This window comes from Streptomyces sp. yr375, from assembly GCF_900110755.1.
Taxonomy (GTDB): Bacteria; Actinomycetota; Actinomycetes; order Streptomycetales; family Streptomycetaceae; genus Streptomyces.
The window spans coordinates 58,756-85,693 of sequence record NZ_FOFF01000033.1; the positions used below are offsets into that span (position 1 = coordinate 58,756).

The 26,938-nt window shown below is 71.5% G+C and carries 27 protein-coding genes and 1 riboswitch; of the genes, 20 read left to right on the forward strand and 7 right to left on the reverse strand.

What is annotated here, in order from left to right; translation table 11 throughout:
- Positions 1 to 22: 22 nt before the first annotated feature.
- From BMZ82_RS27230 to BMZ82_RS27250, 5 genes are all read left to right on the forward strand, one after another.
- Entirely contained in the window at positions 23 to 472 is a 450-nt protein-coding gene (locus BMZ82_RS27230; RefSeq protein ID WP_371271310.1) for a YraN family protein, read from the forward strand.
- A 1-nt stretch (position 473) separates the two neighbouring features.
- Positions 474 to 2,099, forward strand: coding sequence for a YifB family Mg chelatase-like AAA ATPase (locus BMZ82_RS27235; protein ID WP_093780048.1), 1,626 nt, complete (start codon positions 474 to 476; stop codon positions 2,097 to 2,099).
- Positions 2,096 to 3,256 (forward strand): DNA-processing protein DprA, encoded by a 1,161-nt coding sequence (gene dprA, locus BMZ82_RS27240; RefSeq protein WP_093780049.1) that lies wholly within the window; start codon positions 2,096 to 2,098, stop codon positions 3,254 to 3,256. The genes BMZ82_RS27235 and dprA overlap by 4 nt, the downstream gene beginning before the upstream one ends.
- 264 nt (positions 3,257 to 3,520) lie before the next feature.
- Positions 3,521 to 4,363 carry an RNA polymerase sigma factor WhiG gene (gene whiG, locus BMZ82_RS27245; protein ID WP_093780050.1) on the forward strand — a complete coding sequence of 281 codons (843 nt, stop codon included), beginning with the start codon at positions 3,521 to 3,523 and terminating at the stop codon, positions 4,361 to 4,363.
- Between the two features lie 129 nt (positions 4,364 to 4,492).
- On the forward strand, positions 4,493 to 5,050 hold the full coding sequence (locus BMZ82_RS27250; RefSeq protein ID WP_093780051.1) for a TetR/AcrR family transcriptional regulator: 558 nt from the start codon (positions 4,493 to 4,495) through the stop codon (positions 5,048 to 5,050).
- 1 nt (position 5,051) lies between these two features.
- Here the strand turns inward: BMZ82_RS27250 and BMZ82_RS27255 are convergent, their stop codons facing one another.
- Complete coding sequence (locus BMZ82_RS27255; protein WP_093780077.1) at positions 5,052 to 5,666, reverse strand: M23 family metallopeptidase; 615 nt, start codon at positions 5,664 to 5,666, stop codon at positions 5,052 to 5,054.
- A 280-nt stretch (positions 5,667 to 5,946) separates the two neighbouring features.
- Here BMZ82_RS27255 and rpsB point away from each other — a divergent pair, with 280 nt between their 5' ends.
- The 11 genes from rpsB to BMZ82_RS27305 all read left to right on the forward strand — a co-directional run bounded on the left by rpsB (position 5,947) and on the right by BMZ82_RS27305 (position 16,716).
- Positions 5,947 to 6,885, forward strand: coding sequence for a 30S ribosomal protein S2 (rpsB, locus tag BMZ82_RS27260; protein WP_093780052.1), 939 nt, complete (start codon positions 5,947 to 5,949; stop codon positions 6,883 to 6,885).
- A 156-nt stretch (positions 6,886 to 7,041) separates the two neighbouring features.
- Positions 7,042 to 7,878, forward strand: a complete 837-nt coding sequence (tsf, locus tag BMZ82_RS27265; RefSeq protein WP_093780053.1) for a translation elongation factor Ts — start codon at positions 7,042 to 7,044, stop codon at positions 7,876 to 7,878.
- Between the two features lie 176 nt (positions 7,879 to 8,054).
- A complete protein-coding gene (pyrH, locus tag BMZ82_RS27270; protein WP_093780054.1) occupies positions 8,055 to 8,813 on the forward strand; it encodes a UMP kinase in 759 nt (252 codons plus the stop codon).
- Positions 8,814 to 9,009: 196 nt separating this feature from the next.
- On the forward strand, positions 9,010 to 9,567 hold the full coding sequence (gene frr / locus BMZ82_RS27275; RefSeq protein ID WP_093780078.1) for a ribosome recycling factor: 558 nt from the start codon (positions 9,010 to 9,012) through the stop codon (positions 9,565 to 9,567).
- A complete protein-coding gene (locus BMZ82_RS27280) occupies positions 9,567 to 10,748 on the forward strand; it encodes a phosphatidate cytidylyltransferase (protein ID WP_093780055.1) in 1,182 nt (393 codons plus the stop codon). Before frr ends, BMZ82_RS27280 begins: the two co-directional genes overlap by 1 nt.
- Positions 10,749 to 10,884: 136 nt before the next feature.
- Positions 10,885 to 11,334: an SRPBCC family protein gene (locus BMZ82_RS27285; RefSeq protein WP_093780056.1), complete on the forward strand. Its 450-nt coding sequence runs from the start codon at positions 10,885 to 10,887 to the stop codon at positions 11,332 to 11,334.
- A 33-nt stretch (positions 11,335 to 11,367) separates the two neighbouring features.
- Positions 11,368 to 11,544: a hypothetical protein gene (locus tag BMZ82_RS40880; protein ID WP_177244685.1), complete on the forward strand. Its 177-nt coding sequence runs from the start codon at positions 11,368 to 11,370 to the stop codon at positions 11,542 to 11,544.
- A gap of 43 nt (positions 11,545 to 11,587) precedes the next feature.
- On the forward strand, positions 11,588 to 12,694 hold the full coding sequence (gene rlmN / locus BMZ82_RS27290; protein ID WP_093780057.1) for a dual-specificity RNA methyltransferase RlmN: 1,107 nt from the start codon (positions 11,588 to 11,590) through the stop codon (positions 12,692 to 12,694).
- A 61-nt stretch (positions 12,695 to 12,755) separates the two neighbouring features.
- Positions 12,756 to 12,863: riboswitch (TPP riboswitch) on the forward strand.
- An 86-nt stretch (positions 12,864 to 12,949) separates the two neighbouring features.
- Positions 12,950 to 14,032: a thiamine ABC transporter substrate-binding protein gene (locus BMZ82_RS27295; RefSeq protein WP_093780058.1), complete on the forward strand. Its 1,083-nt coding sequence runs from the start codon at positions 12,950 to 12,952 to the stop codon at positions 14,030 to 14,032.
- Positions 14,008 to 15,693, forward strand: coding sequence for an ABC transporter permease (locus tag BMZ82_RS27300; RefSeq protein ID WP_093780059.1), 1,686 nt, complete (start codon positions 14,008 to 14,010; stop codon positions 15,691 to 15,693). The genes BMZ82_RS27295 and BMZ82_RS27300 overlap by 25 nt, the downstream gene beginning before the upstream one ends.
- Entirely contained in the window at positions 15,694 to 16,716 is a 1,023-nt protein-coding gene (locus BMZ82_RS27305) for an ABC transporter ATP-binding protein (RefSeq protein ID WP_093780060.1), read from the forward strand.
- Positions 16,717 to 16,819: 103 nt separating this feature from the next.
- Here the strand turns inward: BMZ82_RS27305 and BMZ82_RS27310 are convergent, their stop codons facing one another.
- The 6 genes from BMZ82_RS27310 to BMZ82_RS27335 all read right to left on the reverse strand — a co-directional run bounded on the left by BMZ82_RS27310 (position 16,820) and on the right by BMZ82_RS27335 (position 22,683).
- Positions 16,820 to 17,563: an LAETG motif-containing sortase-dependent surface protein gene (locus BMZ82_RS27310; protein WP_093780061.1), complete on the reverse strand. Its 744-nt coding sequence runs from the start codon at positions 17,561 to 17,563 to the stop codon at positions 16,820 to 16,822.
- Positions 17,564 to 17,836: 273 nt separating this feature from the next.
- The gene (locus BMZ82_RS27315) at positions 17,837 to 18,256 is read right to left on the reverse strand and encodes a VOC family protein (RefSeq protein ID WP_093780062.1); all 420 of its coding nucleotides are present in this window, start codon (positions 18,254 to 18,256) and stop codon (positions 17,837 to 17,839) included.
- A gap of 141 nt (positions 18,257 to 18,397) precedes the next feature.
- Positions 18,398 to 19,795 (reverse strand): hypothetical protein, encoded by a 1,398-nt coding sequence (locus tag BMZ82_RS27320; protein WP_093780063.1) that lies wholly within the window; start codon positions 19,793 to 19,795, stop codon positions 18,398 to 18,400.
- Entirely contained in the window at positions 19,777 to 20,580 is an 804-nt protein-coding gene (locus tag BMZ82_RS27325) for an ABC transporter ATP-binding protein (protein ID WP_093780064.1), read from the reverse strand. The genes BMZ82_RS27320 and BMZ82_RS27325 overlap by 19 nt, the downstream gene beginning before the upstream one ends.
- 203 nt (positions 20,581 to 20,783) lie before the next feature.
- Positions 20,784 to 22,151 carry an aspartate aminotransferase family protein gene (locus BMZ82_RS27330; RefSeq protein ID WP_093780065.1) on the reverse strand — a complete coding sequence of 456 codons (1,368 nt, stop codon included), beginning with the start codon at positions 22,149 to 22,151 and terminating at the stop codon, positions 20,784 to 20,786.
- 13 nt (positions 22,152 to 22,164) lie between these two features.
- Positions 22,165 to 22,683, reverse strand: coding sequence for an Lrp/AsnC family transcriptional regulator (locus tag BMZ82_RS27335; protein WP_093780066.1), 519 nt, complete (start codon positions 22,681 to 22,683; stop codon positions 22,165 to 22,167).
- 222 nt (positions 22,684 to 22,905) lie between these two features.
- Between BMZ82_RS27335 and BMZ82_RS27340 the strand changes: the two genes are divergently transcribed.
- The 4 genes from BMZ82_RS27340 (at position 22,906) to BMZ82_RS42800 (ending at position 26,851) form a co-directional block, all read left to right on the forward strand.
- Complete coding sequence (locus BMZ82_RS27340; RefSeq protein ID WP_093780067.1) at positions 22,906 to 24,345, forward strand: gamma-aminobutyraldehyde dehydrogenase; 1,440 nt, start codon at positions 22,906 to 22,908, stop codon at positions 24,343 to 24,345.
- Between the two features lie 243 nt (positions 24,346 to 24,588).
- Positions 24,589 to 24,927, forward strand: a complete 339-nt coding sequence (locus BMZ82_RS42790; RefSeq protein WP_218159051.1) for a hypothetical protein — start codon at positions 24,589 to 24,591, stop codon at positions 24,925 to 24,927.
- A 2-nt stretch (positions 24,928 to 24,929) separates the two neighbouring features.
- Positions 24,930 to 25,697 carry an ATP-binding protein gene (locus BMZ82_RS42795; protein ID WP_371271311.1) on the forward strand — a complete coding sequence of 256 codons (768 nt, stop codon included), beginning with the start codon at positions 24,930 to 24,932 and terminating at the stop codon, positions 25,695 to 25,697.
- On the forward strand, positions 25,610 to 26,851 hold the full coding sequence (locus BMZ82_RS42800; protein ID WP_371271312.1) for a LuxR C-terminal-related transcriptional regulator: 1,242 nt from the start codon (positions 25,610 to 25,612) through the stop codon (positions 26,849 to 26,851). Before BMZ82_RS42795 ends, BMZ82_RS42800 begins: the two co-directional genes overlap by 88 nt.
- The last annotated feature ends 87 nt before the right edge of the window (positions 26,852 to 26,938 follow it).

The following is a 26,938-nucleotide window of genomic DNA, read 5'->3' on the forward strand; positions in this document are numbered from 1 at the left end:
TCCTTTACGTGGCGGCTGACGCGTGAACGTGGGTGCCGGAGGTGGTGCCCACATGAGCACGAACACGAACCCGAGCGCGGACGCGAACCCGAGCACGAAGACGAACGCGGATCTGGCCCGAGGCGCACTCGGGCGGTACGGCGAGGAGCTGGCCGCACGGCGGCTGGCCGAGGCCGGGATGACGGTCCTGGAGCGCAACTGGCGCTGCGGCAGGACCGGTGAGATCGACATCGTCGCGAGGGACGGCGACGTCCTGGTCGTCTGCGAGGTGAAGACCCGCAGGGGCGGCGGATACCAGCACCCGATGGCGGCGGTGACACCGGAGAAGGTCGAGCGCCTGCGCGGCCTCGCCGGGCGGTGGATCCAGGCGCACGGGGGAGCCCCGCCGGGCGGTGTCCGCATCGACCTGATCGGTGTCGTCCTGCCCCGGCGCGGCGCGGCCGTCGTCGAGCACGCGCGGGGGGTGGCCTGAGATGGGCTTCGCGCGTACGTGCTCGGTGGCGCTGGTGGGCGTCGAGGGGGTCGTCGTCGAGGTGCAGGCCGACCTCGAACCGGGAGTGGCGGCCTTCACGCTGGTGGGGCTGCCGGACAAGAGCCTGAGCGAGAGCCGCGACCGGGTGCGGGCGGCGGTGGTGAACTCGGGCGGCGAATGGCCGCAGAAGAAACTCACCGTCGGACTCAGCCCGGCCTCGGTGCCCAAAAGCGGCAGCGGCTTCGACCTGGCCATCGCCAGCGCGGTGCTCGGCGCGGCCGAGCGGATCGACCCGCGGGTGCTCGCCGACCTCGTGATGATCGGCGAACTGGGCCTGGACGGGCGGGTGCGCCCGGTCCGGGGCATCCTCCCCGCGGTGCTGGCCGCCGCCGAGGCCGGATACGAACAGGTGGTCGTGCCGGAGTGCGCCGCCGTCGAGGCGTCGCTCGTGCCGGGCATCTCCGTGCTCGCAGTGCGCAGCCTGCGGCAGTTGATCGCCGTCCTCGCCGACGAACCCGTCCCCGAGGAGGAGCCGGACGAGGTGGGCCGCCCGGATCCGCTCCTGTCCGGGCTGCGGATGCCCGGCACCGGCGCGGCCACCGGCATGCACGGCATGGGCGCCGCGCAGCAGGACCACGGGCACGACCTCGCGGACGTGGTCGGCCAGCGCTCGGCGCGCACCGCGGTGGAGGTCGCCGCGGCGGGCGGCCACCACCTGTTCCTGGAGGGTCCGCCAGGTGCGGGCAAGACGATGTTGGCGGAGCGGCTGTCGGCCGTGCTGCCCCGGCTGAGCCGGGAGGAGTCGTTGGAGGTCACGGCGGTGCACTCGGTGGCCGGGCTGCTGCCGCCCGGCAAGCCCCTCATCGACGTGCCCCCGTACTGCGCCCCGCACCACTCGGCGACGATGCAGTCGCTGGTCGGGGGCGGGGCGGGGTTCGCCCGGCCCGGTGCCGTCTCGCTGGCCCATCGGGGCGTGCTCTTCCTCGACGAGACCCCCGAGTTCGGCAGCCAGGCCCTCGACGCCCTGCGGCAGCCGCTGGAAGCGGGGCACGTGGTGATCGCGCGCAGTGCGGGGGTGGTGCGGTTCCCGGCGCGGTTCCTGATGGTGCTGGCGGCCAACCCGTGCCCCTGCGGCCGGTTCTCGCAGCGGGACGCCGCCTGCGAGTGCCTGCCCTCGGTGATCCGCCGCTACCAGGCGCGGCTCTCCGGCCCGCTGCTCGACCGGGTCGACCTGCGGGTCGAGGTTGATCCGGTCGGCCGGGCCGAGCTGGCGCACCGCGGTCCCGGGGGCGATTCCACGGCGACCGTCGCCGACCGGGTCCGGGCCGCCCGGGAACGCGCGGCGGCCCGGCTCGCGGGCACCGGGTGGCGGACCAACAGCGAGATCCCCGGCCGTGAGCTGCGCAACCGCTGGCATGCCGGGATCGGCGCCATGGACGAGGCGGAGCGCAGCCTCGAACGCGGGCTGCTGACCGCCCGAGGCCTCGACCGGGTGCTGCGCGTCGCCTGGACCGTCGCCGACCTGGTCGGCCACGACCGGCCCGACGCCATGGACGTGGCCCTGGCCCTGCAACTGCGCACGGGGGTGCCGCGCGGGGTGCCGATGGCCCTCGGAGCCCTGACGTGAACGGCGGCGGCGACCTTGCCGACGAGCGGCTCGCCCGGGTCTTCCTCGGGCGGGTCATCGAGCCCGGCGACGAGGTGGGCGGGCAGTGGGTGCGGGAGCGGGGCGTGCCGGAGGTGGTGCGGCGGCTGTCGGGCGTCGGGGAGCCGCTGCACGGGGTGACCGCGCGGCGGTGGGCCGGGCTGCGGGCACGCGCCGCCCTGGCCGAGCCGGAACGGGATCTGGCCGTCGCGGCGGCGGCCGGGGTGCGGTTCGTGTGCCCGGGGGACGCCGAGTGGCCGGGCACGCTGGACGAGCTGGGGGACGCCCGGCCGCTGGGGCTCTGGGTGCGGGGGCGGCCCAGTCTGCGGATGTGGGCGCTGCGGTCGGTCGCCGTCGTCGGCGCCCGCGCCTGCACCCAGTACGGCGCACACATGGCCGCCGCCCTCGCCTGCGGCCTCGCCGAACGGGGGTGGGTGGTGGTCTCCGGCGGGGCCTACGGCATCGACGGGGCCGCCCACCGGGGCGCCCTCGGCGCGGGCGGCGCCACCGTCGCCGTCCTCGCCTGCGGGGTCGATCGGCCCTACCCGCGCGGCCACACCCAGTTGATCAACCGGATCGCCGAACAGGGCCTGGTGGTCGGGGAGTTGCCGCCCGGCGATCATCCGACGCCGAGCAGGTTCATCCTGCGGAACCGGGTGATCGCCGCCCTCACCCGGGGCACGGTCGTCGTCGAGGCGGCGTACCGCAGCGGTTCGCTGGTCACCGCGCGGGCGGCGCAGCGGTTGGGGCGGCACACGATGGGGGTGCCCGGGCCGGCCACAAGTGGCCTCTCCACCGGTGTGCACGAGCTGCTGCGCGGCGAAGCCGTGCTGGTCACCGACGCCGCGGAGGTCGTCGAACTGGTCGGTGACATGGGCGAGCTGGCCCCGGACCGGCGCGGGCCGGTGCTGCCGCGCGACCTGCTGGAGCCGGCCGCCCGGCGCGTCCTGGCCGCGCTCCCCGCCCGCAGACCCGCGACGGCCGACGAGGTCGCCCGCGAGGCCCGCACCACACCGGACGACGCCATCGCGAGACTGTACGAACTCGACGCGCTCGGTTACGTCGAACGACACGGCGACGGCTGGAAGTTGACACGCCAGGCGATGGTCTCCGTTCGAGAAGGCCGCCGCCCGTGTTGACCCAGGGTGTTCGGCCGTCCGGGGGAACGCCGAAAGCCTTGGGAATTCCGGCAGTTGACCCATCCCGGTGATCACCCACAGCGATCGCCGTGACCCCGGAGTGCGTCCAGCGGAACGTATCTGCGTACCGGTCCCGCCACGCCCTTCGCGCACCGCGACACTCCAGTCACGCTACGCTCACGAGGATTCCGGCACAGACCGGCACCTCTGCACCACGCGGTACCCACCTCGCACACTTCACGGCAGAACGGCACAAGGCGACGAATGCCCCAGCACACCTCCGGGTCCGACCGGGCGGCGATCCCCCCAGCAGCCCGCGACGGTGGCAGCGTGCGGCCGCCCGCTCCCTCGACGCTCGACGAGCTGTGGCGGTCGTACAAGGCGACGGGGGACGAGCGGCTGCGGGAGCAGTTGATCCTGCACTACTCGCCGCTGGTGAAGTACGTGGCGGGACGCGTCAGCGTCGGGCTGCCGCCCAACGTGGAGCAGGCCGACTTCGTGTCCTCCGGGGTCTTCGGGCTGATCGACGCGATCGAGAAGTTCGACATCGACCGGGAGATCAAGTTCGAGACGTACGCGATCACCCGGATCCGGGGCGCGATGATCGACGAGCTGCGGGCGCTGGACTGGATCCCGCGCTCCGTGCGGCAGAAGGCGCGCAACGTCGAGCGGGCCTACGCCACGCTGGAGGCCAGGCTGCGGCGGACGCCGACGGAGTGCGAGGTGGCCGCCGAGCTGGGCATCGCGGTGGACGAACTGCACGCCGTGTTCAGCCAGTTGTCGCTGGCCAACGTGGTGGCGCTGGAGGAGCTGCTGCATGTCGGGGGTGAGGGCGGCGACCGGCTGAGCCTGATGGACACCCTCGAGGACACCGCCGCCGACAATCCCGTCGAGGTGGCCGAGGACCGGGAGCTCAGGCGGTTCCTGGCGCGGGCGATCAACACGCTGCCCGACCGGGAGAAGACGGTCGTCACGCTCTACTACTACGAGGGCCTGACGCTCGCCGAGATCGGGAACGTGCTGGGCGTGACCGAGAGCAGGGTCAGCCAGATCCACACCAAGTCCGTGCTCCAGTTGCGCGCGAAGCTCGCGAGCTTCGGCCGCTGACGGGCCGGGTGAGGGTCGGGTGAGGGTCGGGTGAGGGCCGGGTTCGGGCCGGAATAGGGGCTGGATCACTCCCGTCGGAGGTGGCGCGTCCGTAGAGTGGGCGACGTGCCAAGGATTCGAGCGGCCTCCGTGGCCGAGCACCGGTCGATGCAGCGTGCCGCCCTGCTGGACGCGGCGCGCTCCCTGTTGTCCGAGGGCGGGACGGAGGCGTTGACCTTCCCGGCCCTCGCCGAGCGGACGGGCCTCGCGCGCTCGTCCGTGTACGAGTACTTCCGGTCGCGGGCCGCCGTGGTCGAGGAGCTGTGCGAGGTCGACTTCCCGGTCTGGGCGGCCGAGGTCGAGACGGCCATGGCCGCCGCCGACGGGGCGGAGGCCAAGGTCGAGGCGTATGTGCGGCGGCAGCTCGCGCTGGTGGGCGACCGCCGGCACCGGGCCGTCGTGGCGATCTCGGCGAGCGAGCTGGACGCGGGCGCCCGGGAGAAGATCCGGGCGGCGCACGGCGGGCTCGTGACGATGATCGGGGAGGCCCTGGCGGAGCTCGGGCACACCGAGCCCCGGCTCGCGGCGATGCTGCTCCAGGGCGTCGTGGACGCGGCGGTGCGGCGGATCGAGCTGGGAGCCGCGGAGGACCCTTCGGCGATCACGGACGCGGCGGTGCGGATGGTGCTGCGGGGCGTGCGCGGCTGAGTCACGCCGCCGGGAGCCGCGGCAGCGGCACACCGAGCACCGGCAGCAGCCGGGACGGGCCCCTCCGCAGGAGCCACGGAGGCAGCAGCGACAGCGGGTCCAGGTAGGCGTCGCCTCTCAGCAGCCCCCAGTGCAGACACGTCCCCGCGCAGTGCCCGCCCGTCGGCTCCACCGTGCCGACGAACTGACCCGGAGCCACCTCGTCGCCCTTGCGCACCGACGCCCGTACCGGCTCGTAGGTCGTCCGCAGGGGCGGCAGGCCCGTCCCCGTCAGTTCCACCGCGACGACGCCCCGGCCCGCCACCCGGCCCGCGAAGGACACGCGGCCGGCCGCCACCGACCGGACCGGGACGCCCGGCGCCGCCGCCAGATCGACGCCCCGGTGGCCGCGGGCGTACGCCGTCGCCGGGGCCTCCCAACCGCGGACCACCGCCGGACGCGCGCCCACCGGCCAGACCCGGCCGATCACCGGGACGGGAGCCGGGATGGGAGCGGGGGCGGCAGGAGGGGGCGTGGGGGCGCGGGGCGGGGCCTGTGGGGACGCCCATGCCACGGACGTCAGGATCGTGATCAGCAGGAGCAGCGTGAGGCTGCCGAGGCGTCGCTTCGCGTACATGGGAACACCGTGCCGCGGTTCGACGATCACCGCCGGGGCCTGTGGACTACTCACCGGTTGTGGACAGCGGCGTCACCCGGTGCCTCGCCGGTCCCGTACACTTCTTCTGGCGATCCGGGTCACCGGGTCGACTTCGCACGCCCCGGTATCGGGGTCCGGCCACGGTCGGTCTCCTGGTATCCGCGCCCCTCGGTCCTTCGTGGCTCGGCGCACAGCGGGCGTCAGGCGCGGGAGCCGTCCGGTTCCCGCGGTACAACCGAGAAACCCGAGGAGAACGGCCATGGCCGTCGTCACGATGCGGGAGCTGCTGGAAAGCGGCGTCCACTTCGGTCACCAGACCCGTCGCTGGAACCCGAAGATGAAGCGCTTCATCTTCACCGAGCGCAACGGCATCTACATCATCGACCTGCTCCAGTCGCTGTCGTACATCGACCGCGCCTACGAGTTCGTCAAGGAGACCGTCGCCCACGGCGGCACGGTCATGTTCGTCGGCACGAAGAAGCAGGCGCAGGAGGCCATCGCCGAGCAGGCCACCCGCGTCGGCATGCCCTACGTCAACCAGCGCTGGCTGGGCGGCATGCTCACCAACTTCTCCACCGTCTACAAGCGTCTGCAGCGCCTCAAGGAGCTCGAGCTCATCGACTTCGAGGACGTCGCCGCCTCGGGTCTGACGAAGAAGGAGCTCCTGGTCCTCTCCCGCGAGAAGGCCAAGCTGGAGAAGACCCTCGGCGGTATCCGCGAGATGTCCAAGGTGCCCAGCGCCGTCTGGATCGTGGACACCAAGAAGGAGCACATCGCGGTCGGTGAGGCCCGGAAGCTCAACATCCCGGTCGTCGCGATCCTCGACACCAACTGCGACCCCGACGAGGTCGACTACAAGATCCCGGGCAACGACGACGCGATCCGCTCCGTCACCCTGCTCACCCGCGTGATCGCCGACGGCGTCGCCGAGGGCCTCATGTCCCGGTCCCGTGTCGCCACTGGTGACAAGGGCGAGAAGGCCGCCGCCGAGCCGCTCGCCGAGTGGGAGCGCGACCTGCTCGAGGGCGAGAAGAAGGCCGACGAGGCCGAGAAGCCGGCCGAGGCCGCTGCCGAGACCGAGGCTCCGGCCGCTGAGGCCCCCGCCGCCGAGGCCGAGGCCGCTGTCGAGGCGCCCGCCGCCGAGGAAGCCCCCGTCGCCGAGGCCGAGGCTCCGGCCGCCGAGGGCGAGCAGGCCTGAGTCAGGCCGTGGGCCGTGCGGTCGCCGAGCTGACCGCAGGGCCGTAGGGACGAAGTGACGGCGGGAGGCGTCGAGTACGCCGCCCGCCGTTCACCCACAGCCCCCAGATCTTCGTAGATCTTCGAGACTTCGAACTCCGAGAGAGATTCACAGATCATGGCGAACTACACCGCCGCCGACGTCAAGAAGCTCCGTGAGCTCACCGGCGCCGGCATGATGGACTGCAAGAAGGCGCTGGACGAGGCCGAGGGCGATGTCGACAAGGCCGTAGAGGCCCTGCGCATCAAGGGCCAGAAGGGCGTCGCCAAGCGCGAGGGCCGCTCCGCCGAGAACGGCGCCGTGGTCTCGATCATCGCCGACGACAACTCCGCCGGTGTCATCGTCGAGCTGAAGTGCGAGACGGACTTCGTCGCCAAGGGTGACAAGTTCCAGGCCGTCGCCAACACGATCGCCGCGCACATCGCCAAGTCCACCCCGGCCGACATCGAGGCGCTGCTCGCCTCCGAGATCGAGCCCGGCAAGACCGTCCAGGCGTTCGTGGACGAGGCCAACGCCAACCTCGGCGAGAAGATCGTGCTGGACCGCTTCGCGCAGTTCACCGACGGCTTCGTGAGCGCCTACATGCACCGCACGATGCCCGACCTGCCGCCGCAGATCGGTGTCCTCGTCGAGCTGGACAAGCCGAACGCCGACGTCGCCAAGGGCATCGCCCAGCACATCGCCGCCTTCGCGCCGAAGTACCTCTCCAAGGAGGACGTGCCGGCCGAGGTCGTCGAGACCGAGCGCCGCGTCGCCGAGGAGACCACCCGCGCCGAGGGCAAGCCCGAGGCCGCCCTGCCGAAGATCGTCGAGGGTCGCCTCAACGGCTTCTTCAAGGACGCCACGCTGCTCGGCCAGCCGTACGCGCTCGACAACAAGAAGTCCGTCCAGAAGGTCCTGGACGAGGCCGGTGTCACCCTGAAGCGCTTCTCGCGCATCAAGGTCGGCATCTGAGTCCGTACCGCGACGGACGCCCGGTCCCGATAGGGTCGGCAGCAGTCGTCCCGGTACGCCGTCACGAGAGTGGCGGACGACAGCAGATCTGACGAGGAGGCCATTGCCGCGCATGGGATGCGTACGACACCCCACCGGCAATGGCCTCCTCGTATGTGCACCATGAGGAGAACGCCATGACCACCAAGGCCCAGAAGAGCGACGAAGGCAAAGTGAGCGGCCGGTTTCTGCTGAAGCTGTCCGGAGAGGCCTTCGCCGGTGGCGGCGGCCTGGGCGTCGACCCCAACGTGGTGCACAAGATCGCCCGCGAGATCGCCGCCGTCGTCCGGGACGGCGCGGAGATCGCGGTCGTCATCGGCGGCGGCAACTTCTTCCGCGGCGCCGAGCTCCAGGTGCGCGGCATGGACCGGGCCCGCTCGGACTACATGGGCATGCTCGGCACGGTCATGAACTGCCTCGCCCTCCAGGACTTCCTGGAGAAGGAGGGCATCGACAGCCGGGTGCAGACCGCCATCACCATGGGCCAGGTCGCCGAGCCGTACATCCCGCTGCGCGCCGTGCGCCACCTGGAGAAGGGCCGCGTCGTCATCTTCGGCGCGGGCATGGGCATGCCGTACTTCTCCACCGACACCACCGCCGCCCAGCGCGCCCTGGAGATCGACGCCGAGGCGCTGCTGATGGGCAAGAACGGCGTGGACGGCGTCTACGACTCCGACCCGAAGACCAACCCGACGGCCGTCAAGTACGACGCCCTCAGCTACGGCGAGGTCATCACCCGCGAGCTGAAGGTCGCCGACGCCACCGCCGTCACGCTGTGCCGCGACAACAAGCTGCCGATCCTCGTCTTCGAGCTTCTGGTCGAGGGCAATATCGCTCGCGCCGTCAAGGGTGAGAAGATCGGCACGCTCGTGGGTGAGCAGGGCAGCCGGTCCTGACCGGCCAACTCCCGGTTCATCACCGGTAGAACCCCGGTCTCGTACGACAACACCCGACCGGGGGACGGACCCTGGTCGGGGGATGGACAATGTCCTGCCGGTCGGGAACCGTGCAGGAAGAAGACGCGACGCAGCCGGCCGCCGCCACCGACAGGGAACCGCGGCCGGGCCTACTCAAGACACGCAGGAGCATGTGGTGATCGAAGAGACCCTCCTCGAGGCCGAGGAGAAGATGGAGAAGGCCGTCGTGGTCGCCAAGGAGGACTTCGCCGCGATCCGCACCGGTCGTGCGCACCCGGCGATGTTCAACAAGATCGTGGCCGACTATTACGGCGCGCTGACGCCGATCAACCAGCTCGCCTCGTTCTCCGTGCCGGAGCCGCGCATGGCGGTCGTGACGCCGTTCGACAAGAGCGCGCTGCGCAACATCGAGCAGGCGATCCGGGACTCGGACCTGGGCGTCAACCCGAGCAACGACGGCAACATCATCCGTGTGACGTTCCCGGAGCTGACCCAGGACCGCCGCAAGGAGTACATCAAGGTCGCCAAGACCAAGGCCGAGGACTCCAAGATCTCGATCCGGTCCATCCGCCGCAAGGCCAAGGAGACGATCGACAAGCTCGTCAAGGACGGCGAGGTCGGCGAGGACGAGGGCCGTCGTGCGGAGAAGGAGCTCGACGACACCACCGCGAAGTACGTCGCCCAGGTGGACGAGCTCCTGAAGCACAAGGAAGCGGAGCTGCTCGAGGTCTGATGAACGACTCTTCCTGGGGCTCACCGCCACACGCCGGGTCGCGGGCCGGGTACTGGGGGCCCGTCGACCAGGGGCCTGTCCAGGGGGCCGCCCCGGCGGGTCCCGGCTACGATGCGCCTGAGGCGCAGCAGACTCGCCCCATGCCCATCGTCCCCGACGTACCCGCGCACGGCGGAAACCAGGATGACGACCGGGGGGCCGCTCGGCTGGGCGGTCCCTTGTTCAGCGACGAGAACCACGGCGGCGCCGCCCACGCCGGCGCCGCCCACGGTGACGACACCCCGTCGGCACGGCCCGCTGCGGCAGTGCCGCAGAATCCGGAGCCCATGCCCGACGCCTCTCACCCGGCGCCCGCACCGCAGAAGAAGAGCGCGGGCCGAGACCTGGGCGCTGCCATAGGGGTCGGGGTCGGGCTCGGTGTGGTGATCGTGGCGTCGCTGTTCGTCGTCAAGGCCGTGTTCATCGGCGTCATAGCGGTCGCCGTCGTGGTGGGTCTGTGGGAGCTGACCAGCAGGCTGCAGGAGCGCAAGGGCATCAAGGCGCCGCTCGTGCCGCTCGCGGTCGGCGGGGCTGCGATGGTCGTCGCCGGGTACGTCCGGGGTGCCGAGGGCGCCTGGGTCGCCATGGCCCTCACCGCGCTCGCGGTGCTGGTCTGGCGGATGACGGAACCGCCCGAGGGCTACCTCAAGGACGTCACGGCCGGTGTCTTCGCCGCCTTCTACGTCCCGTTCCTGGCCACGTTCGTCGCCCTGATGCTCACCGCCCACGACGGGGCGCTGCGCGTCATGACGTTCCTGCTGCTGACGGTCGTCAGCGACACCGGCGCGTACGCCGTCGGCTGGCGCTTCGGCCGGACCAAGCTCGCCCCGCGCATCAGTCCCGGCAAGACCCGCGAGGGCCTGCTCGGCGCGGTGGCGTTCGCCATGGTCGCGGGCGCGCTGCTGATGGAGTTCGTGATCGACGACGGCACCTGGTGGCAGGGTCTGCTGCTGGGCCTCGCCGTCGCGGCCAGCGCCACGCTCGGCGACCTGGGCGAGTCCATGATCAAGCGGGACCTGGGCATCAAGGACATGGGCACGCTGCTCCCGGGCCACGGCGGCATCATGGACCGGCTGGACTCCCTGCTGCCGACGGCTCCCGTGGTGTGGCTGCTGCTGGTGCTGTTCGTGGGCTCCGGCTGACCGGGCCGCCGTACACGCGCTGCGCGCGGGCCTCCGTCCTTCCTGGGCGGGGGCCCGTCGCCGTTCGGTGAAGTCGCCGTATGGTGAAAGAGCGGGGAAATCCATTCAAAGGGACCCCTGGAAGGGGGCGGACCTCATGTCCGACTTCCGTGAATCGTTCGACGTCGACCGCCGCCCCGAGGACGTCTGGGCGTATGTCGTCGACCCCTCCCACCTGCCGGAATGGCAGCAGAGCGCGGTCTCGGCGGAGCCGCTCGACCCCGGGCCGACCGGCGTCGGCTCCCGGCTGCGGATCACCCGGCACGTCGGCCGCCGGGACATGCCGATGACCATGAAGTACACCGAGTTCGACCCACCCCACGCCTGGGGCATGGAGGGCGTCGACGGCCCGATCCGCGGCCACTTCCGCGGCGAGATCACCCCGCTCGACGACGGCCGCCGCTCCCGCGTCACCATGGACCTCGACTTCGAGGGCCACGGCATCGGCAAGATCCTCCTCCCCCTCGTCGTCCGCCCCCAGGTCCGCAAGGAACTCCCGCACAACGAACGGCTGCTGAAGGACCTGCTGGAGCACGGGGCCGCGTAGGCCTGCCGGCGGGCGGGTCGGTAGGGTCCTCGCATGGGGCAGGCACGCTTGGGGGATGACGGCGGGCACTACGACGATCTGCCGTGCCGCTGGTGCGGGGCACTGGTGACACAGGACGGCCGGCGCAGGCCTCGCCTGTACTGCGGCGGCTGGCACCGCACGAAGACCTACTGCCATGGGGCTTTCATGGTGATCGCCGGCCTGTTCTGAGCCGACCGGGGCATCGGAGTGGATCTGCGACACTGGTGAGGCTATGCCTAAGCCCGGAGAACTTACCTTTGTCGCCCCCCGCGGAGCCCAGAAGCCGCCGCGGCACCTCGCCGACCTCTCGCCCGCCGAGCGGAAGGAGGTCGTGGCGGAGATCGGGGAGAAGCCGTTCCGCGCGAAGCAGCTCTCGCAGCACTACTTCGCCCGTTACGCGCACGACCCGGCCGAGTGGACGGACATTCCCGCCGGTGCGCGCGAGAAGCTGCGTGCGGCGCTGCTGCCGGACCTGATGTCGGTCGTACGGCATCTGTCGACGGACCAGGGGACCACCCGCAAGACGCTGTGGCGGCTGTTCGACGGCACGCTCGTGGAGTCGGTGCTGATGCGCTACCCGGACCGGGTGACGATGTGCATCAGTTCGCAGGCCGGGTGCGGGATGAACTGTCCGTTCTGTGCGACCGGGCAGGCGGGGCTCGACCGGAATCTGTCGACCGCCGAGATCGTGCACCAGATCGTCGACGGGATGCGGGCGCTGCGCGACGGGGAGGTGCCCGGCGGGCCCGCCCGGCTGTCCAACATCGTCTTCATGGGGATGGGCGAGCCGCTCGCCAACTACAAGCGTGTCGTGGGCGCGATCCGCGCGCTCACCGACCCGGCGCCCGACGGAGTCGGTCTCTCGCAGCGGGGCATCACCGTGTCGACGGTCGGGCTGGTGCCCGCCATCCACCGGTTCACCGACGAGGGCTTCAAGTGCCGGCTCGCGATCTCCCTGCACGCGCCCGACGACGAGCTGCGCGACACCCTCGTCCCCGTGAACACGCGGTGGAAGGTGCGCGAGGTGCTGGACGCCGGGTTCGAGTACACCGAGCGCTCCGGGCGCCGGCTGTCCATCGAGTACGCCCTGATCCGGGACATCAACGACCAGGCATGGCGCGGTGACCGGCTCGGGCGACTGCTCCGCGGCAAGCCCGTGCACGTCAACCTCATCCCGCTCAACCCGACCCCGGGTTCGAAGTGGACGGCCTCCCGGCCCGAGGACGAGAAGGCGTTCGTCGAGGCGATCGCCGCGCACGGGGTCCCCGTCACCGTCCGGGACACCCGTGGCCAGGAGATCGACGGGGCGTGCGGTCAGCTCGCGGCCACCGAGCGGTAGTCTGAGGACCGTACACCCGTACACACATCTTCATATCCCGACATCTTCACCTGACATCTTCATATTCCGACAGGGGAGCGCCACAGCGCTGAGAGTGCGGCATCCAGGCCGCAGACCCTCTGAACCTCGCCCAGGTCATTCTGGGTAGGAAGTTCGGTCATCACTCGAGCTGTTGCGCCCTGCCCGGCGTCCGTCCCGTGCGGACGGACCCGGGCGGGGCCGCGTCTCTTCCTGGTCAACCCAGGAGGAAAACCAGTGCAGAACAAGACCATCGCGGCCGTGGCCGGAGCCGTCGTGCTCGGTCTGGTCACGCTGTCCGCGTGCGGTTCGACGGACGGCAAGGAGACGGCGGCGGAGTCCAAGACCGTCACCCTCGTCAGCCACGACTCGTGGGCCGTGTCCAAGAGCGTGCTCGCCGACTTCGAGAAGCAGTCCGGCTACCGGGTGAAGGTCCTCAAGGACGGCGACGCCGGCCAGGCCGTCAACAAGGCCATCCTCACCAAGGACAACCCGCAGGGCGACGTCTTCTTCGGCGTCGACAACACCCTGCTCTCCCGGGCGCTCGACAACGGGCTCTTCCAGCCGTACGAGGCGAAGGGGCTCGGCCAGGTCGGCAGCGCGTATCAGCTCGACGCCGGCAAGCACCGGGTCACGCCCATCGACTACGGCGACATCTGCGTCAACTACGACAAGAAGTACTTCGCCGATCACAAGCTGGCCCCGCCCACGTCGTACGACGATCTGGTCAAGCCCGCCTACAAGAACCTCCTCGTCACCGAGAACGCGTCCACCTCCTCGCCGGGCCTCGGCTTCCTGCTCGGGAGCGCCGCCAAGTACGGGGACGACGGGTGGGCGGACTACTGGAAGAAGCTCAAGGCCAACGGCGTGAAGGTCGTCGACGGCTGGGAGCAGGCCTACAACGACGAGTTCTCGGGGTCGGCCGGCGGCAAGAAGGCCAAGGCGGACCGGCCGCTCGTCGTGTCGTACGCCTCCTCGCCGCCCGCCGAGGTGATCTACGGCGACCCGAAGCCGGCCACCGCCCCGACCGGGGTCGCGACCGGCACCTGCTTCCGGCAGATCGAGTTCGCGGGGCTGCTGAGCAACGCGGCGAACAGCAAGGGCGGCAAGGCGCTCATCGACTTCCTGATCGGCAGGAAGTTCCAGGAGGACATGCCGCTCAACATGTTCGTGTACCCGGTGCTGACGGGCGCGGCCGTGCCCGCCGAGTTCACGGCGTACGGGCCCGCCGCCAAGGATCCCGAGACCATGGACCCCGCGAAGATCGCCGACCACCGCGACGACTGGGTCAAGTCATGGACCTCGCTCGTACTGAAGTAGCCCCCGGGAAGGGCGACAAGGGGAGCGCCAAGCGGAGTGCGGCGGTTCGGTTCGGGCTGCTGGTCGTGCCCGTCGCGTTCTTCGCGGTCTTCTTCGCCTACCCGGTCGCCGCGATCGTCGCCCGTGGGCTGAAGACGGACGGCGGCTGGCAGTTCGGGCGGTTGTGGGACGTGCTCGGGCAGTCCGACATCCGGCACGTGCTGTGGTTCACCACCTGGCAGGCGCTCGCGTCCACCGTGCTCACCCTCCTGGTCGCGCTGCCCGGCGCGTACGTGTTCGCGCGGCTCGACTTCCCGGGCAAGCAGGTGCTGCGCGCCGTCGTCACCGTCCCGTTCGTGCTGCCGACGGTCGTCGTCGGTACGGCGTTCCTCGCGCTCGTCGGGCGCGGCGGACTGCTCGACGCGCTGTGGGGCGTACGGCTGGACACCACCGTGTGGGCGATCCTGCTCGCGCACGTCTTCTTCAACTACGCGGTCGTCGTACGGACCGTGGGCGGGCTGTGGGCGCAGCTCGACCCGCGGCAGGAGGAGGCGGCGCGGATGCTGGGCGCGTCCCGGCTGCGGGCCTGGCGCTCGGTCACGCTGCCGGCGCTCGGGCCCGCCGTGGCCGCCGCCGCGCTGATGGTGTTCCTCTTCACCTTCACCTCCTTCGGCGTGGTGCAGATCCTCGGCGGCCCCACCTTCTCCACCCTCGAGGTGGAGATCTACCGGCAGACCTCCGAGATCTTCGACCTGTCCACGGCCGCCGTCCTCACGCTCGTCCAGTTCGCGGCCGTCGGCGCGATCCTCGCCGTGCACGCCCTGGCCGTACGGCGGCGGGAGACCGCGCTGCGGCTGGTGGACGCCTCCGTGACGGCGCGGCGGCCGCGCGGGGCCGGGCAGTGGGCGCTGCTCGCCGGGGTGCTCGCGAGCATCGCCGTGCTGCTCGTGCTGCCGCTCGCGGTGCTGGTGCAACGGTCCCTCGACGCACCCGACTTCGCCTACTACCGGGCGCTGACCAGCGACGACGGCAACATCTTCCTCGTCCCGCCGATCGAGGCGATCGGCAACTCCCTCCAGTACGCCGTCGTCGCGACCGCGATCGCCGTGCTCGTCGGCGGGCTCGCCGCGGCGGCCCTCATCCGCCGGGACGCCGGGGCGCTGGTCCGCGGCTTCGACGCGCTGCTGATGCTGCCGCTCGGCGTCTCCGCCGTGACCGTCGGCTTCGGGTTCCTGATCGCGCTGGACGAGCCGCCGCTGAACCTGCGCGGCACGTGGATCCTCGTGCCGCTCGCCCAGGCGCTGGTGGGGGTGCCCTTCGTCGTACGGACCATGCTGCCGGTGCTGCGGGCGGTGGACCAGCGGCTGCGGGAGGCGGCGGCGGTGCTCGGGGCGTCGCCGTGGCGGGTGTGGCGGGAGGTGGACCTGCCGATGGTGCGGCGGGCGCTGCTGGTCGCGGCCGGGTTCGCGTTCGCGGTGTCGCTGGGGGAGTTCGGGGCGACCGTGTTCATCGCGCGGCCCGACAACCCGACGCTGCCGGTCGCCGTGGCGCGCCTGCTCGGGCGGGCCGGTGAGCTCAACTACGGCCAGGCGATGGCCCTTTCGACGATTCTGATGGTGGTGTGCGCGGTGGCCCTGCTGGTGCTTGAGCGGCTGCGGACCGACCGGACGGGGGAGTTCTAGATGCTGCTGCTGGAACTGGCGGGCGCGACCGTGCGGTTCGGGGGCCGGGCGGTGCTCGACGCCGTCGATCTGGCCGTCGTCGAGCACGAGGTGGTGTGTGTGCTCGGGCCCAGCGGCAGCGGCAAGTCGACGCTGCTGCGGGCCGTCGCCGGACTGCAACCCCTGGACTCCGGGCGGGTGTTGCTCGACGGGCGCGACCAGACGGGGGTGCCCGCGCACAAGCGGGAGCTCGGGCTGATGTTCCAGGACCATCAGCTCTTCCCGCAGCGGGACGTCGGCGGCAACGTGGCCTTCGGGCTGCGGATGCGGGCCGCCTCGGCGCGGGAACAGGCGGCGCGGGTGGCGGAGTTGCTCGACCTCGTCGGGCTGCCCGGCGCCGCCCGCCGGGCCGTGGCCGCGCTCTCCGGCGGGGAGCAGCAGCGGGTGGCGCTGGCCCGCGCGTTGGCGCCCCGGCCTCGGCTGCTGATGCTGGACGAGCCGCTCGGTCAGCTCGACCGGTCGCTGCGGGAGCGGCTGGTCGTCGAACTCCGTGAACTCTTCGGCCGGTTGGGGACGACCGTCCTCGCGGTGACGCACGACCAGGGCGAGGCGTTCGCGCTCGCCGACCGGGTCGTGGTGATGCGGGACGGGCGGATCGCCCAGTCCGGCACGCCGCTTGAGGTGTGGCAGCGGCCGGCGGACGCGTTCGTGGCCCGCTTCCTCGGCTTCGACAACGTGGTCGAGGCGACCGTCACCGGCGAGGTCGCGGTCACGCCGTGGGGCAAGGCGCCGGTGCCGGCCGGGTCTGGGCAGGGGGCGCGTACGCTGCTCGTCCGGCCCGCCGGTGTGCGCCTGGTGGGCGCGGCGGAGGGCCTGCGCTGCACGGTCGCCGCCCGCACCTTCCGGGGCACCCATGTCGCCGTACACCTCCAGCCGGAGGGCGCACCGAGGCTGGAAGCGGCGTGCACGCTACGGGACGCGCCGGAGGTCGGGGACGAGGTCGGGGTGTCCTTCGACGCTGCCGAGATCGTCGTACTCGACTGACCTGGCCGGCCGACCCCTAAGGGACGGGGACGACAACGTGCGGGTGGCCCGTCCCCGCGAAGGAAGGGACGGGCCACCCGCACGCACGTTTCGTGCTACGGGGTCAGCGGTTGCTGGACCCGCGGCGACGCATGCCGAAGAACACCGCGGCACCGCCTATGACGACCAGGGCGCCCGCGACGCCGACGATCAGGCCGGTGTTCGAGTTGGCGCCGGTCTCGGCGAGGTTGGACTCCTGGGCGGCGGCCGAGGGGGCGTTGCTCGCGGAGGGCACGGGCGCGGCGCTGGCGCTCGCCGACTCCACGTCCGAGACGGAGTCGGACGGGCTCGGGGCGGTGGTGTCGGCCGGCGGCGGAGCGGTGTCCGACGGGGTCGAGGACGCGGTGCCGGACGGCGTGTTCGACGGGGTGTCGGTCGGGGTGGTGGTGTCGTCGGCCGCGCAGGCCTTGGACGGGGTGGTCAGGTTCGGGCTGATGTCCTCGTCGACGACCTTCTTGCCCGCGGCGGCCTTGACGTGGACCCGGTAGATCGCGCCCGGCTCCCAGTCCTCGGCGAAGGAGATGGTGACGCCCTTCTTCGAGCCCTTGACGGTCTGGGCCTCGCCGACCTGGCGGAGGTCGGCGCCGTTGTTCTCGAGGAAGACCGTGATCTCGGCCGAGGTGTGCGAGGGGTCCTTGTCGGTGACGGTGATGACGCCCTTCGCGCCGTCACAGGCGGCGGAGGCGGAGAACTCACTGATGTCGCAGGCCAGCGCGGTGCCGGCGGCGCTGAACGCGAGGGCGGCGGAAGCGGCGGTGACGCCGAGCATGCGCACCGAACGAGCGGCGGTACGGCGGGGAAGGGACACGTTTGTCCTTTACGGGAAGCGCAACTGCGGGGGGTGGAGGGGAGGATGACGCCCCCGGTGAGCGAGTGCGTCACCATCCCCAGCAGACTCACAGGTCTATAAGCGTTCCATAAGCAGTGTCAATGCGGGGACGCCTGTGAGCGGTTGCCTTTGCCCGCTTATTAAGCACGGGGACGTTTCAATGCGCCCGGCGCCGCCCCGATCCGGTCAACGGGGGTGATACGGGACTCCAGTGACCGTACGGCCCGTCAGGACACGGTCGTGGGGCCTCGGTCAGCCTTCGATCGTCGCCGGGTCCATCCAGACGATCTCCCAGGTGTGGCCGTCGAGGTCGTCGAAGGAACGGCCGTACATGAAGCCCATGTCCTGCGTCTCGCCGCTCGGCGTGCCGCCCGACGAGAGCGCCTTGTCGACCAGTTCGTCGACCTTCGCGCGGCTCTGGGCGCTGAGGGCGACGAGGACCTCGCTGGTCGTCGTGGCGTCCGCGATCTCCTTCTTGGTGAAGGTCGAGTAGAACGGCTTGGTGAGGAGCATCGCGACGATCGTTTCGCTGATCACCACGGAGGCCGCGTTGTCGTCGCTGAACTGCGGGTTGATCGTGTAGCCGAGCTGCGTGAAGAACTTCTTCGAGGCGTCGAGGTCGTTCACGGGCAGGTTCACGAAAATCATCTGCTGGTAGGCCGGGGCGGTCATCGCGTCTCTCCCAGGGGTTCGTGGTGCTGTGGTGCGTACGGGTGCGTGCTGTTCGGTGGGTAGACCCGGGGGGCGTGCGGAACTCATCGGTGGGCGGGAGATCGTTTCGCACGGGATCCCGGGGGCACCGGCGGGCGGGCCTCAGCGGGTCAGGGGGAGCGCCGCCAGTTCCGCCACGACGAGGGTGAGCGGGACGAACAGTGCCAGGAGTGCGCCGGCGCGCAGGGCGGCGGCGCTGCGCAGGATCTTGGCCGGGGCCCCGAGGCGCAGCAGGGCGGCGGTGGTGTCGGCGCGGGACTGCCGCGCCTCCACGGCCGCCGTCAGCAGCGTCGCGACGGTGCAGCCCGCGACGACCAGCGCGCCGAGGGTGGTGAGCGGTCCGAAGGCGGGGTCGGCCGGGTCGTACAGCGCGGCCATCGTGTACGCGCCGGAGGCCACCGCGCAGACCACGCCCAGCGGACGGCCGATGCGGGACGCCTCCTGCATCAGGCCGCGGCCGGCGAGGAGGCGGAGCGCGCCGGGGCGGACCGCCTGCAGCAGGCGGCCGCTGAGGTGGGTGAGGCCGGGGCCGGCCAGGGCGAGGCCGACGGCGGTGAGGGTCCAGCCGAGAAGGACCGCGGCGGGGCCGATGAGGAGGCCGCCGGGGAGGGGGAAGGCGGCCGGGTGCGCCGTGCGGTTCGCGTACGCCTCCACGGCCAGCCCGGCGGCGAGGAGCGCGGTGCCCCAGGGGAGCGCGTTGGGGTTGGGGAGGTGGGGCCGCGACTGCTGCGCGCCGTCGGCCGGGGCCTGGCGGCGGGGCGCGTCGACCGGCGTTTCCTGCGTGTCGTCGGCCGGGGCTGCGGGGTGGGGCGCGCTGTCCGGTGCTTGCGGGGTGCCGTTTGCCGTCCCGCCGGCGGGAGCACTCGCCGGTTCCGGCTGGAGTCGGGCGCCGAATCTGCCGTACGCGCCGAACCGCTCTCCCACCGCCTTCCTCCCGTACGCGCGGAAGCTGCCGAACATCCTCGGGGTGGCGTGGGCCGCCACCCGGGTGTCCCTGGGGCGGAGCATCAGGGCCACCGCGATGGACGACGTGGCCGGGACGAGGGCCAGCAGGGTCAGGGAGCCCGGGAGCGGCAGAGGCTGCCCGGCGGCCAGGAAGTCTCGCGCCGCGCCGTCGAACGGCATGCCGGTGAGGTCGCCGCGGAGGTGGAGGAAGAGGAGCAGGGCCAGCGCGGAGCCGAGGAGGGTGGACAGGGCCGTCGTCGTCGCCGAGACGGCCATCAGGCGGGTCGGGCCCAGGCCGATCGCCGCCAGGCCCGGGCGGGGACGGGTGCCGGGGTCCGTGCGGGCGACCGCGAGGGCGAAGTAGACCGTCGCGGCCAGGGGGACCGTGCACCACGCGAGCCGCAGGAGCGAGGCGGCGGGCGTGTCGGGGTGGGTCAGGGCGCGGCCGAGGGTGCACAGCAGGAGGAAGCCGGTGCCCGCCGAGGCCGCCGCCACCAGGAGGCGGCGGAGCTGGACGGCGGGGTGGGCGCTGCGCGTCAGGCGGAGAGCGAGCACGCGGCCCCCCGGCCTTCCTGCTCCCGGCCGTCCTGCGCTCGGCCTTCCTGAGGACGGCCGTCCTGTTCCCGGCTGTCCTGTTCGTCGACCGGGGGCAGGTGGAGCGTCTTCACCCGGCGTCCGTCCAGCAGGGGCAGCGTGCGGTCGGCGAGGGCCGCGGTCTCCGGGTCGTGGGTGGCCAGCACCACGGTGATGCCGTGCGAGCGGGCCGCCGTCGTCAGGGTGCGCAGGACGTGGGCCCGGTCGGCGCGGTGCAGGGGGGCCGTCGGCTCGTCCGCGAAGAGGACGGAGGGGGCGGGTGCGAGCGCCCGGGTGATGCACACGCGCTGGCGTTCGGCCTGGGTCAGTTCGTGCGGACGGCTGCGGGCCCGGTCGCCGATGTCGAGGCGCTCCAGCCACTCCAGGGCGGCGACCTTGGCCCGGCGGCGGCTGGTGCCGCGCAGCATCAGGGGGAGGGCCGCGTTCTCCCAGACGTTGAGTTCGGGGACGAGCACCGGGACCGGGTCGATCCAGCCGAAGCGGTCGCGGCGCAGCCGTTCGCGGGCCATCGGGCCCATCGTGTGCACGGGGACGCTGTTGAACCAGACCTCGCCGCGCTGGACGGGCGTCAGGCCGGACAGACAGTGCAGCAGGGTCGTCTTGCCGCTGCCGCGCGGCCCGCCGACGGCGAGGATCTCGCCCTCCCGCACGCCCAGCGAGATCCCGCACAGGCCGGGCGAGCCGTCGCGGTGCGTGAAGTGCAGGGAGCGTGCCCAGAGCACGTCGTTGTCCGGCGGGGCCTCCATGGGCGTACACCTCGGTTCAGATCCGTAGTTCCCGGTGCCGATCCCCCGTCCGGGGGAACGACGGGGGAACGAAGGCAGGGCCGATCGGTCACGAGCACGCTATGGACGTCGTGGCGGGCATCCGGACAGCACACGGCCCCGGGCCGCCGTTTCTCACTCGAACGGCAGACACCGGGGCCGGTGTTGATCACAGAGTCAGTTGATCACAGCTTCGTCCAAGCCTCCGTGAGGGTGGCGCGGAGGATCTGCTCGATCTCGTCGAACGTCTCCTGGGTGGAGATCAGCGGCGGGGCGAGCTGGACGACCGGGTCGCCGCGGTCGTCGGCACGGCAGTACAGGCCGTTGTCGTAGAGCGCCTTGGACAGGAAGCCGTACAGGACGCGCTCGGTCTCGGCGGCGTCGAAGGTCTCCTTCGTCGCCTTGTCCTTGACGAGTTCGATGCCGTAGAAGAAGCCGTTGCCGCGGACGTCGCCGACGATCGGCAGGTCGTGCAGCTTCTGGAGGGTCGACAGGAACGCGCCCTCGTTGTCCAGGACGTGCTGGTTGAGGCCCTCGCGCTCGAACAGGTCGAGGTTGGCGAGGCCGACCGCGGCGGAGACCGGGTGGCCGCCGAAGGTGTAGCCGTGCAGGAAGACGTTGTTGCCCTGGTAGAACGGCTCGGCCAGCCGGTCGCTGATGATGCAGGCGCCGATGGGGGAGTAGCCGGACGTCATGCCCTTGGCGCAGGTGATCATGTCCGGGACGTAGCCGAACTTGTCGCAGCCGAACATCGTGCCGAGGCGGCCGAAGGCGCAGATGACCTCGTCGGAGACGAGCAGGACGTCGTACTGGTCGCAGATCTCGCGCACGCGCCGGAAGTAGCCGGGCGGGGGCGGGAAGCAGCCGCCGGCGTTCTGGACCGGCTCCAGGAAGACCGCGGCGACCGTGTCCGGGCCCTCGAAGAGGATCTGCTGCTCGATCTGGTCGGCGGCCCAGCGGCCGTACGCCTCGGGGTCGTCGCCGTGGATCGGGGCGCGGTAGATGTTGGTGTTCGCGACCTTGTGCGCGCCCGGGACGAGCGGCTCGAAGGGGGCCTTGAGGGCCGGCAGGCCGGTGATGGACAGGGCGCCCTGCGGGGTGCCGTGGTAGGCGACCGCACGCGAGATGACCTTGTGCTTGGCGGGCTTGCCGGTCAGCTTGAAGTACTGCTTGGCGAGCTTCCAGGCGGTCTCGACGGCCTCGCCGCCACCGGTGGTGAAGAAGACCTTGTTGAGGTCGCCCGGCGCGTGGTGCGCGAGGCGTTCCGCCAGCTCGACGGCCTTGGGGTGGGCGTAGGACCACACCGGGAAGAACGCCAGCTCCTGCGCCTGCTTGAAGGCGGTCTCGGCCAGCTCGGTGCGGCCGTGCCCGGCCTGGACCACGAACAGGCCCGCGAGACCGTCGAGGTAGCGCTTGCCCTTGTCGTCGTAGATGTAGGCGCCCTCGCCCCGGACGATCGTCGGAACCGGGGCGTTCTCGTACGAGGCCATGCGGGTGAAGTGCATCCACAGGTGGTCGTACGCGGTGCGGCTGAGGTCCTTGCTCACGGTTATCGGGTCCTCACGGTTATCGGGTTCCCCACATGTAGGTCTGCTTCTTCAGCTTCAGGTAGACGAAGCTCTCGGTGGAGCGCACGCCGGGAAGGGCGCGGATGCGCTTGTTGATGACGTCCAGCAGGTGGTCGTCGTCCTCGCAGACGATCTCGGCGAGGACGTCGAACGAGCCCGCGGTCATCACCACGTACTCGACCTCCGCCATGTCGGACAGGGCCTCCGCTACGGACTCGACGTCTCCCTCGACGTGGATCCCGACCATCGCCTGCCGGCGGAAGCCCACGGTGAGCGGGTCCGTGACGGCGACGATCTGCATCACGCCCTGGTCGAGCAGCTTCTGGACGCGCTGGCGCACGGCCGCCTCGGACAGGCCGACGGCCTTGCCGATCGCGGCGTACGGCCGGCGGCCGTCCTCCTGGAGCTGCTCGATGATGGCGAGGCTGACGGCATCCAGCGGGGACGTGCTGCTGTTCCTGGACTCGCGGGAGTCCCTGTGCTCTGCGCTTCGACTGGCCACGACTTCACTCTGCACGACGTCTCGACCGTTCCGCAAGGTCGAAGCGATGAAATTCGTTGTTTACGAGAGCCGGATCTGCGGAATCCGCAGATCTGGTGCGGGTGGGGGTGTTGAAAACGCGGGTCGGCGGATTAGGGTGGGTGTCTCAGCCAATGGACACCCACCATGGTCAGAACCCAGCAGTTCAGAACCCTGCAGTTCTGAACCCGACCGTCAGAAACTGACAGGAGGCCGGCAGTGAGCACCGAGCTGCGTCGTCTGCGCAACTACATCGCGGGTGAGTTCCGGGACGCCGCCGACGGACGGACCACCGAGGTGGTCAACCCCGTGACGGGCGAGGCGTACGCGACCGCGCCGCTGTCCGGCGCGGCGGACGTCGACGCCGCGATGGCGGCCGCCGCCCAGGCATTCCCGGGCTGGCGCGACACCACCCCGGCCGAGCGGCAGCGCGCCCTCCTCAAGATCGCGGACGCGTTCGAGGAGCGCGCCGAGGAACTGATCGCGGCCGAGGTGGAGAACACGGGCAAGCCGATCGGGCTGACCCGCTCCGAGGAGATCCCGCCGATGGTCGACCAGATCCGCTTCTTCGCGGGTGCGGCCCGGATGCTGGAGGGGCGCAGCGCGGGCGAGTACATGGACGGGATGACGTCCATCGTTCGCCGTGAGCCGGTCGGGGTCTGCGCGCAGGTCGCGCCGTGGAACTACCCGATGATGATGGCCGTGTGGAAGTTCGCACCGGCGATCGCGGCGGGCAACACGGTGGTGCTGAAGCCGTCGGACACGACGCCCGCCTCCACCGTCCTGATCGCCGACATCGTCGGCTCGATCCTGCCCAGGGGCGTCTTCAACGTCGTCACCGGCGACCGGGACACCGGTCGGCTGATGGTCGAGCACCCGACCCCGGCGATGGCCTCCATCACCGGCTCGGTGCGCGCGGGCATGTCGGTCGCCGAGTCGGCGTCCAAGGACCTCAAGCGCGTCCACCTGGAGCTGGGCGGCAAGGCGCCGGTCGTGGTGTTCGAGGACACCGACATCGCCAAGGCCGTCGAGGACATCTCGGTGGCCGGCTACTTCAACGCCGGGCAGGACTGCACGGCGGCCACCCGGGTCCTCGTCCAGGAGTCGATCCACGACGAGTTCGTGGCCGCGCTGGCGAAGGCGGCGGCGGAGACGAAGACCGGGCAGCCGGACGACGAGGACGTGCTGTACGGCCCGCTCAACAACCCGAACCAGCTCCGGCAGGTCACCGGGTTCATCGAGCGGCTGCCCGCCCACGCCAAGGTCGAGGCGGGCGGCCAACGCGTCGGCGACAAGGGCTACTTCTACGCCGCGACCGTCGTCTCCGGGCTGAAGCAGGACGACGAGATCATCCAGCACGAGGTCTTCGGGCCGGTCATCACCGTGCAGTCCTTCACGGACGAGGACCAGGCGGTGGAGTGGGCCAACGGCGTCGAGTACGCCCTCGCCTCCTCGGTATGGACCAAGGACCACGGCCGCGCGATGCGCATGTCCAAGAGGCTCGACTTCGGCTGCGTGTGGATCAACACCCACATCCCGCTGGTCGCCGAGATGCCCCACGGCGGCTTCAAGAAGTCCGGCTACGGCAAGGACCTCTCGTCGTACGGCTTCGACGACTACACGCGCATCAAGCATGTGATGACGTCTCTGGACGGCTAGTCGGCCGGGTGTGAGGGGCGTGCACACCGCTGAGGGGCGTGCGCGCCCCTCGCCTGTGCGCGCCCCTCACCTGCGTCTGCCTGGCCGGATCGTGGGCAGGTGGGCAACTTGGCCGGTTATGTAGTATAAGAATTCAACTGCCGACATTACGGCGATTAGACATACTTGTATGTTCAAGTATGGCCGCTGGTTGGTGGAGCTCCCGCTCATCCGCCGTCGCGGGGCGGTCGGGAGGTGAATGCAGTGACCACAGTGGCGTCACGGGCGGGCAACCTGCCCGTGCAGTTCACCAGTTTCGTCGGCCGGCTGTCCGAGGTCGCCGAGATCGGCGGCCTGCTGCGGACGCATCGGCTGCTGACGCTCGCCGGCCCTGGCGGGGTCGGCAAGACCCGCCTCGCGCTGGAGGTGGCCGCCCTCTCGACGACGAACGTCCCGGACGGCGCGTGGCCGGTGGACCTGACGGCGGTGCGGGAGCGGGCGGCGGTGGCGGAGATCGCCGCGGCCACGCTGGGCGTGCCGGACGTGGGCGAACGGCCCGCGCTGGAGCGGCTCGTGGCGTATCTCGAGGACCGCGGCCGCTGATCGTGCTGGACAACTGCGAGCATGTGGCCCGGGAATGCGCGGAGTTGGCGCAGGCGCTGCTCTCGGTCGCCCCCGGACTGCGCATCCTGGCGACGAGCCGCCACACCCTGGGCATCCCGGGCGAGCGCGTCTTCACCGTGCCGCCGCTGTCCTCCGAGGACGCGATCGGCCTGCTGCGGGACCGGGCCACCGCCGTCCGGCCGGCGTTCGAGGTCTGCGACGCGAACCGGGCCCAGGTCACCCGGCTCTGCGCCGACCTGGACCGGCTGCCGCTGGCCATCGAACTGGCCTCGTTCCGGCTGCGCACCCTCAGCGTCCAACAGGTCGCCGACCGGCTGAAGGACCGCTTCACCCTGCTCGTCGGCGGCAGCCCGACCGCGCGCACGCACCAGCGCACGCTCCGCGGCCTGATCGACTGGAGCTACGAACTGTGCGCCCCCGCCGAGCAGTTGCTGTGGAACCGGCTGTCGGTCTTCGCCGACGGCTTCGACCTCGACGCGGCCGAGGCCGTGTGCGCGGGGGACGGCATCCCGGAGCACGAGGTGCTGGACCTCCTCGACCGGCTGGTCGTCCAGTCCATCGTGCTGCCCGTCGAGAGCGACGGCAGGTCGCGCTACCGGCTGCTGGAGTCCGTCCGGCAGTACGGGCGGGAACGGCTCGCGCAGTCCGGCGACGGGACCGGGTGCTGCTGCGGTGCGGGGACTTTCTCCGCGCCCTGGCCGAGCGCATCGACCGGGACTGGTACGGCCCCGGCCAGGTCGAGGCGCTGACCCGGCTGCGGGTCGAGCACACCAACCTGCTGGTGGCCCTGGACCACGGCGGCGACCCGCAGGCCAGACTCTCCCTGGCCGCCGCGCTGGTCCTGCACTGGTGCGTCGGCGGCTTCCTCGGCGAGGGGCGCCGTCAGTTGGAACGGGCACTGGCGGCGGCCCCCGAGCCCACCCCGGCACGTGGCCGGGCGCTCATCGCCGCGGTCCGGGTGACGCTGACGCAGGGCGAGCTGGAGACGGCGGAGCGGTGGCTGGCCGAAGCCGAGGCGCTGGGCGAGGAGTTGGCCGACCCGGTGCTGAGCGCCCAGGCGAGTGGCTTCCGGGGCACGTCGGTGTACTACCGCGGGGGAACGGAGGAGGCCCTGCGGCGGTACGAGGTCGCGCGCGCCGATCTGACGGCGTCGGGCGAGGGGCGGCAGGCGACCTCCTGGCTGCTCGCGCTGGCCTGTGTACGGGCGTATGCCGGGGATCCCCGAGCGGTCGAGACCGGCGAGCGGGTGATCGCCGACCTCGAGGCCCGGGGCGAGCGGTGGGCACGCGCGCAGGCGCTGATGGCGCTGGGCTACCACGCCTGGGAAGGCGGCGACCGGGATGCGGCCAAGGCGCTGGTCCGGTCCGCGCTGGAGAGCATGCGGGGCTTCGACGACCACACGATGGTCGCGCGGATGCTCGAACTCCTGGCCTGGTCCACCGCGTCCGGCAACAACCACGGGTGGGCGGCCCGGCTGCTGGGGGCCGCCGACGCCCTGTGGAAGCACGAGGGCGTCGGCGGCTCCGCGTTCGGTCCGCGCCGGTTCGAACATCACGCGCGCTGCCGGAAGGCGGCCGTGAACGTCCTGGGCATGGCGGCGTTCCGCCAGGCGCTCGCGGAAGGCGCGCGGTACGACAGTCCCGGCCGGGCCATCGAGTACGCCCTGGACCCCGCCCACGAGTTCGCCTCGGCGGCCGGTCCGGGGATGCTCACCCGCCGTGAGCGCGAAGTGGCGGCGCTGGTCGCCCAGGGGATGAGCAACCGTCAGATCGCGTCCACGCTCAAGCTGTCGCCGCGTACCGCCGACCGGCATGTGCAGAACATCCTCCGGAAACTCGGCTTCGGCTCGCGCGCCCGGATCGCGTCCTGGTGGTCCAGGACCCAGGTACCCGCGGAGCAGTAGCCGGGTCCGGGTACCCACGCGGCAGCAACCCCCGTACCAGGGGAGCAGCAACCCCCGTATCGGGGGAGCGGTAGCCCCCGTATCGGG

What these genes read in the sequence shown, in the direction of transcription:
- BMZ82_RS27235 (WP_093780048.1), top strand. Translation starts at nt 474, where the DNA reads ATGGGCTTCGCGCGTACGTGCTCGGTGGCGCTGGTGGGCGTCGAGGGG.
- whiG (WP_093780050.1), top strand. Translation starts at nt 3,521, where the DNA reads ATGCCCCAGCACACCTCCGGGTCCGACCGGGCGGCGATCCCCCCAGCA.
- BMZ82_RS27255 (WP_093780077.1), bottom strand. Translation starts at nt 5,666, where the DNA reads ATGTACGCGAAGCGACGCCTCGGCAGCCTCACGCTGCTCCTGCTGATC.
- rpsB (WP_093780052.1), top strand. Translation starts at nt 5,947, where the DNA reads ATGGCCGTCGTCACGATGCGGGAGCTGCTGGAAAGCGGCGTCCACTTC.
- tsf (WP_093780053.1), top strand. Translation starts at nt 7,042, where the DNA reads ATGGCGAACTACACCGCCGCCGACGTCAAGAAGCTCCGTGAGCTCACC.
- pyrH (WP_093780054.1), top strand. Translation starts at nt 8,055, where the DNA reads ATGACCACCAAGGCCCAGAAGAGCGACGAAGGCAAAGTGAGCGGCCGG.
- BMZ82_RS27280 (WP_093780055.1), top strand. Translation starts at nt 9,567, where the DNA reads ATGAACGACTCTTCCTGGGGCTCACCGCCACACGCCGGGTCGCGGGCC.
- BMZ82_RS27285 (WP_093780056.1), top strand. Translation starts at nt 10,885, where the DNA reads ATGTCCGACTTCCGTGAATCGTTCGACGTCGACCGCCGCCCCGAGGAC.
- BMZ82_RS40880 (WP_177244685.1), top strand. Translation starts at nt 11,368, where the DNA reads ATGGGGCAGGCACGCTTGGGGGATGACGGCGGGCACTACGACGATCTG.
- rlmN (WP_093780057.1), top strand. Translation starts at nt 11,588, where the DNA reads ATGCCTAAGCCCGGAGAACTTACCTTTGTCGCCCCCCGCGGAGCCCAG.
- BMZ82_RS27300 (WP_093780059.1), top strand. Translation starts at nt 14,008, where the DNA reads ATGGACCTCGCTCGTACTGAAGTAGCCCCCGGGAAGGGCGACAAGGGG.
- BMZ82_RS27305 (WP_093780060.1), top strand. Translation starts at nt 15,694, where the DNA reads ATGCTGCTGCTGGAACTGGCGGGCGCGACCGTGCGGTTCGGGGGCCGG.
- BMZ82_RS27315 (WP_093780062.1), bottom strand. Translation starts at nt 18,256, where the DNA reads ATGACCGCCCCGGCCTACCAGCAGATGATTTTCGTGAACCTGCCCGTG.
- BMZ82_RS27325 (WP_093780064.1), bottom strand. Translation starts at nt 20,580, where the DNA reads ATGGAGGCCCCGCCGGACAACGACGTGCTCTGGGCACGCTCCCTGCAC.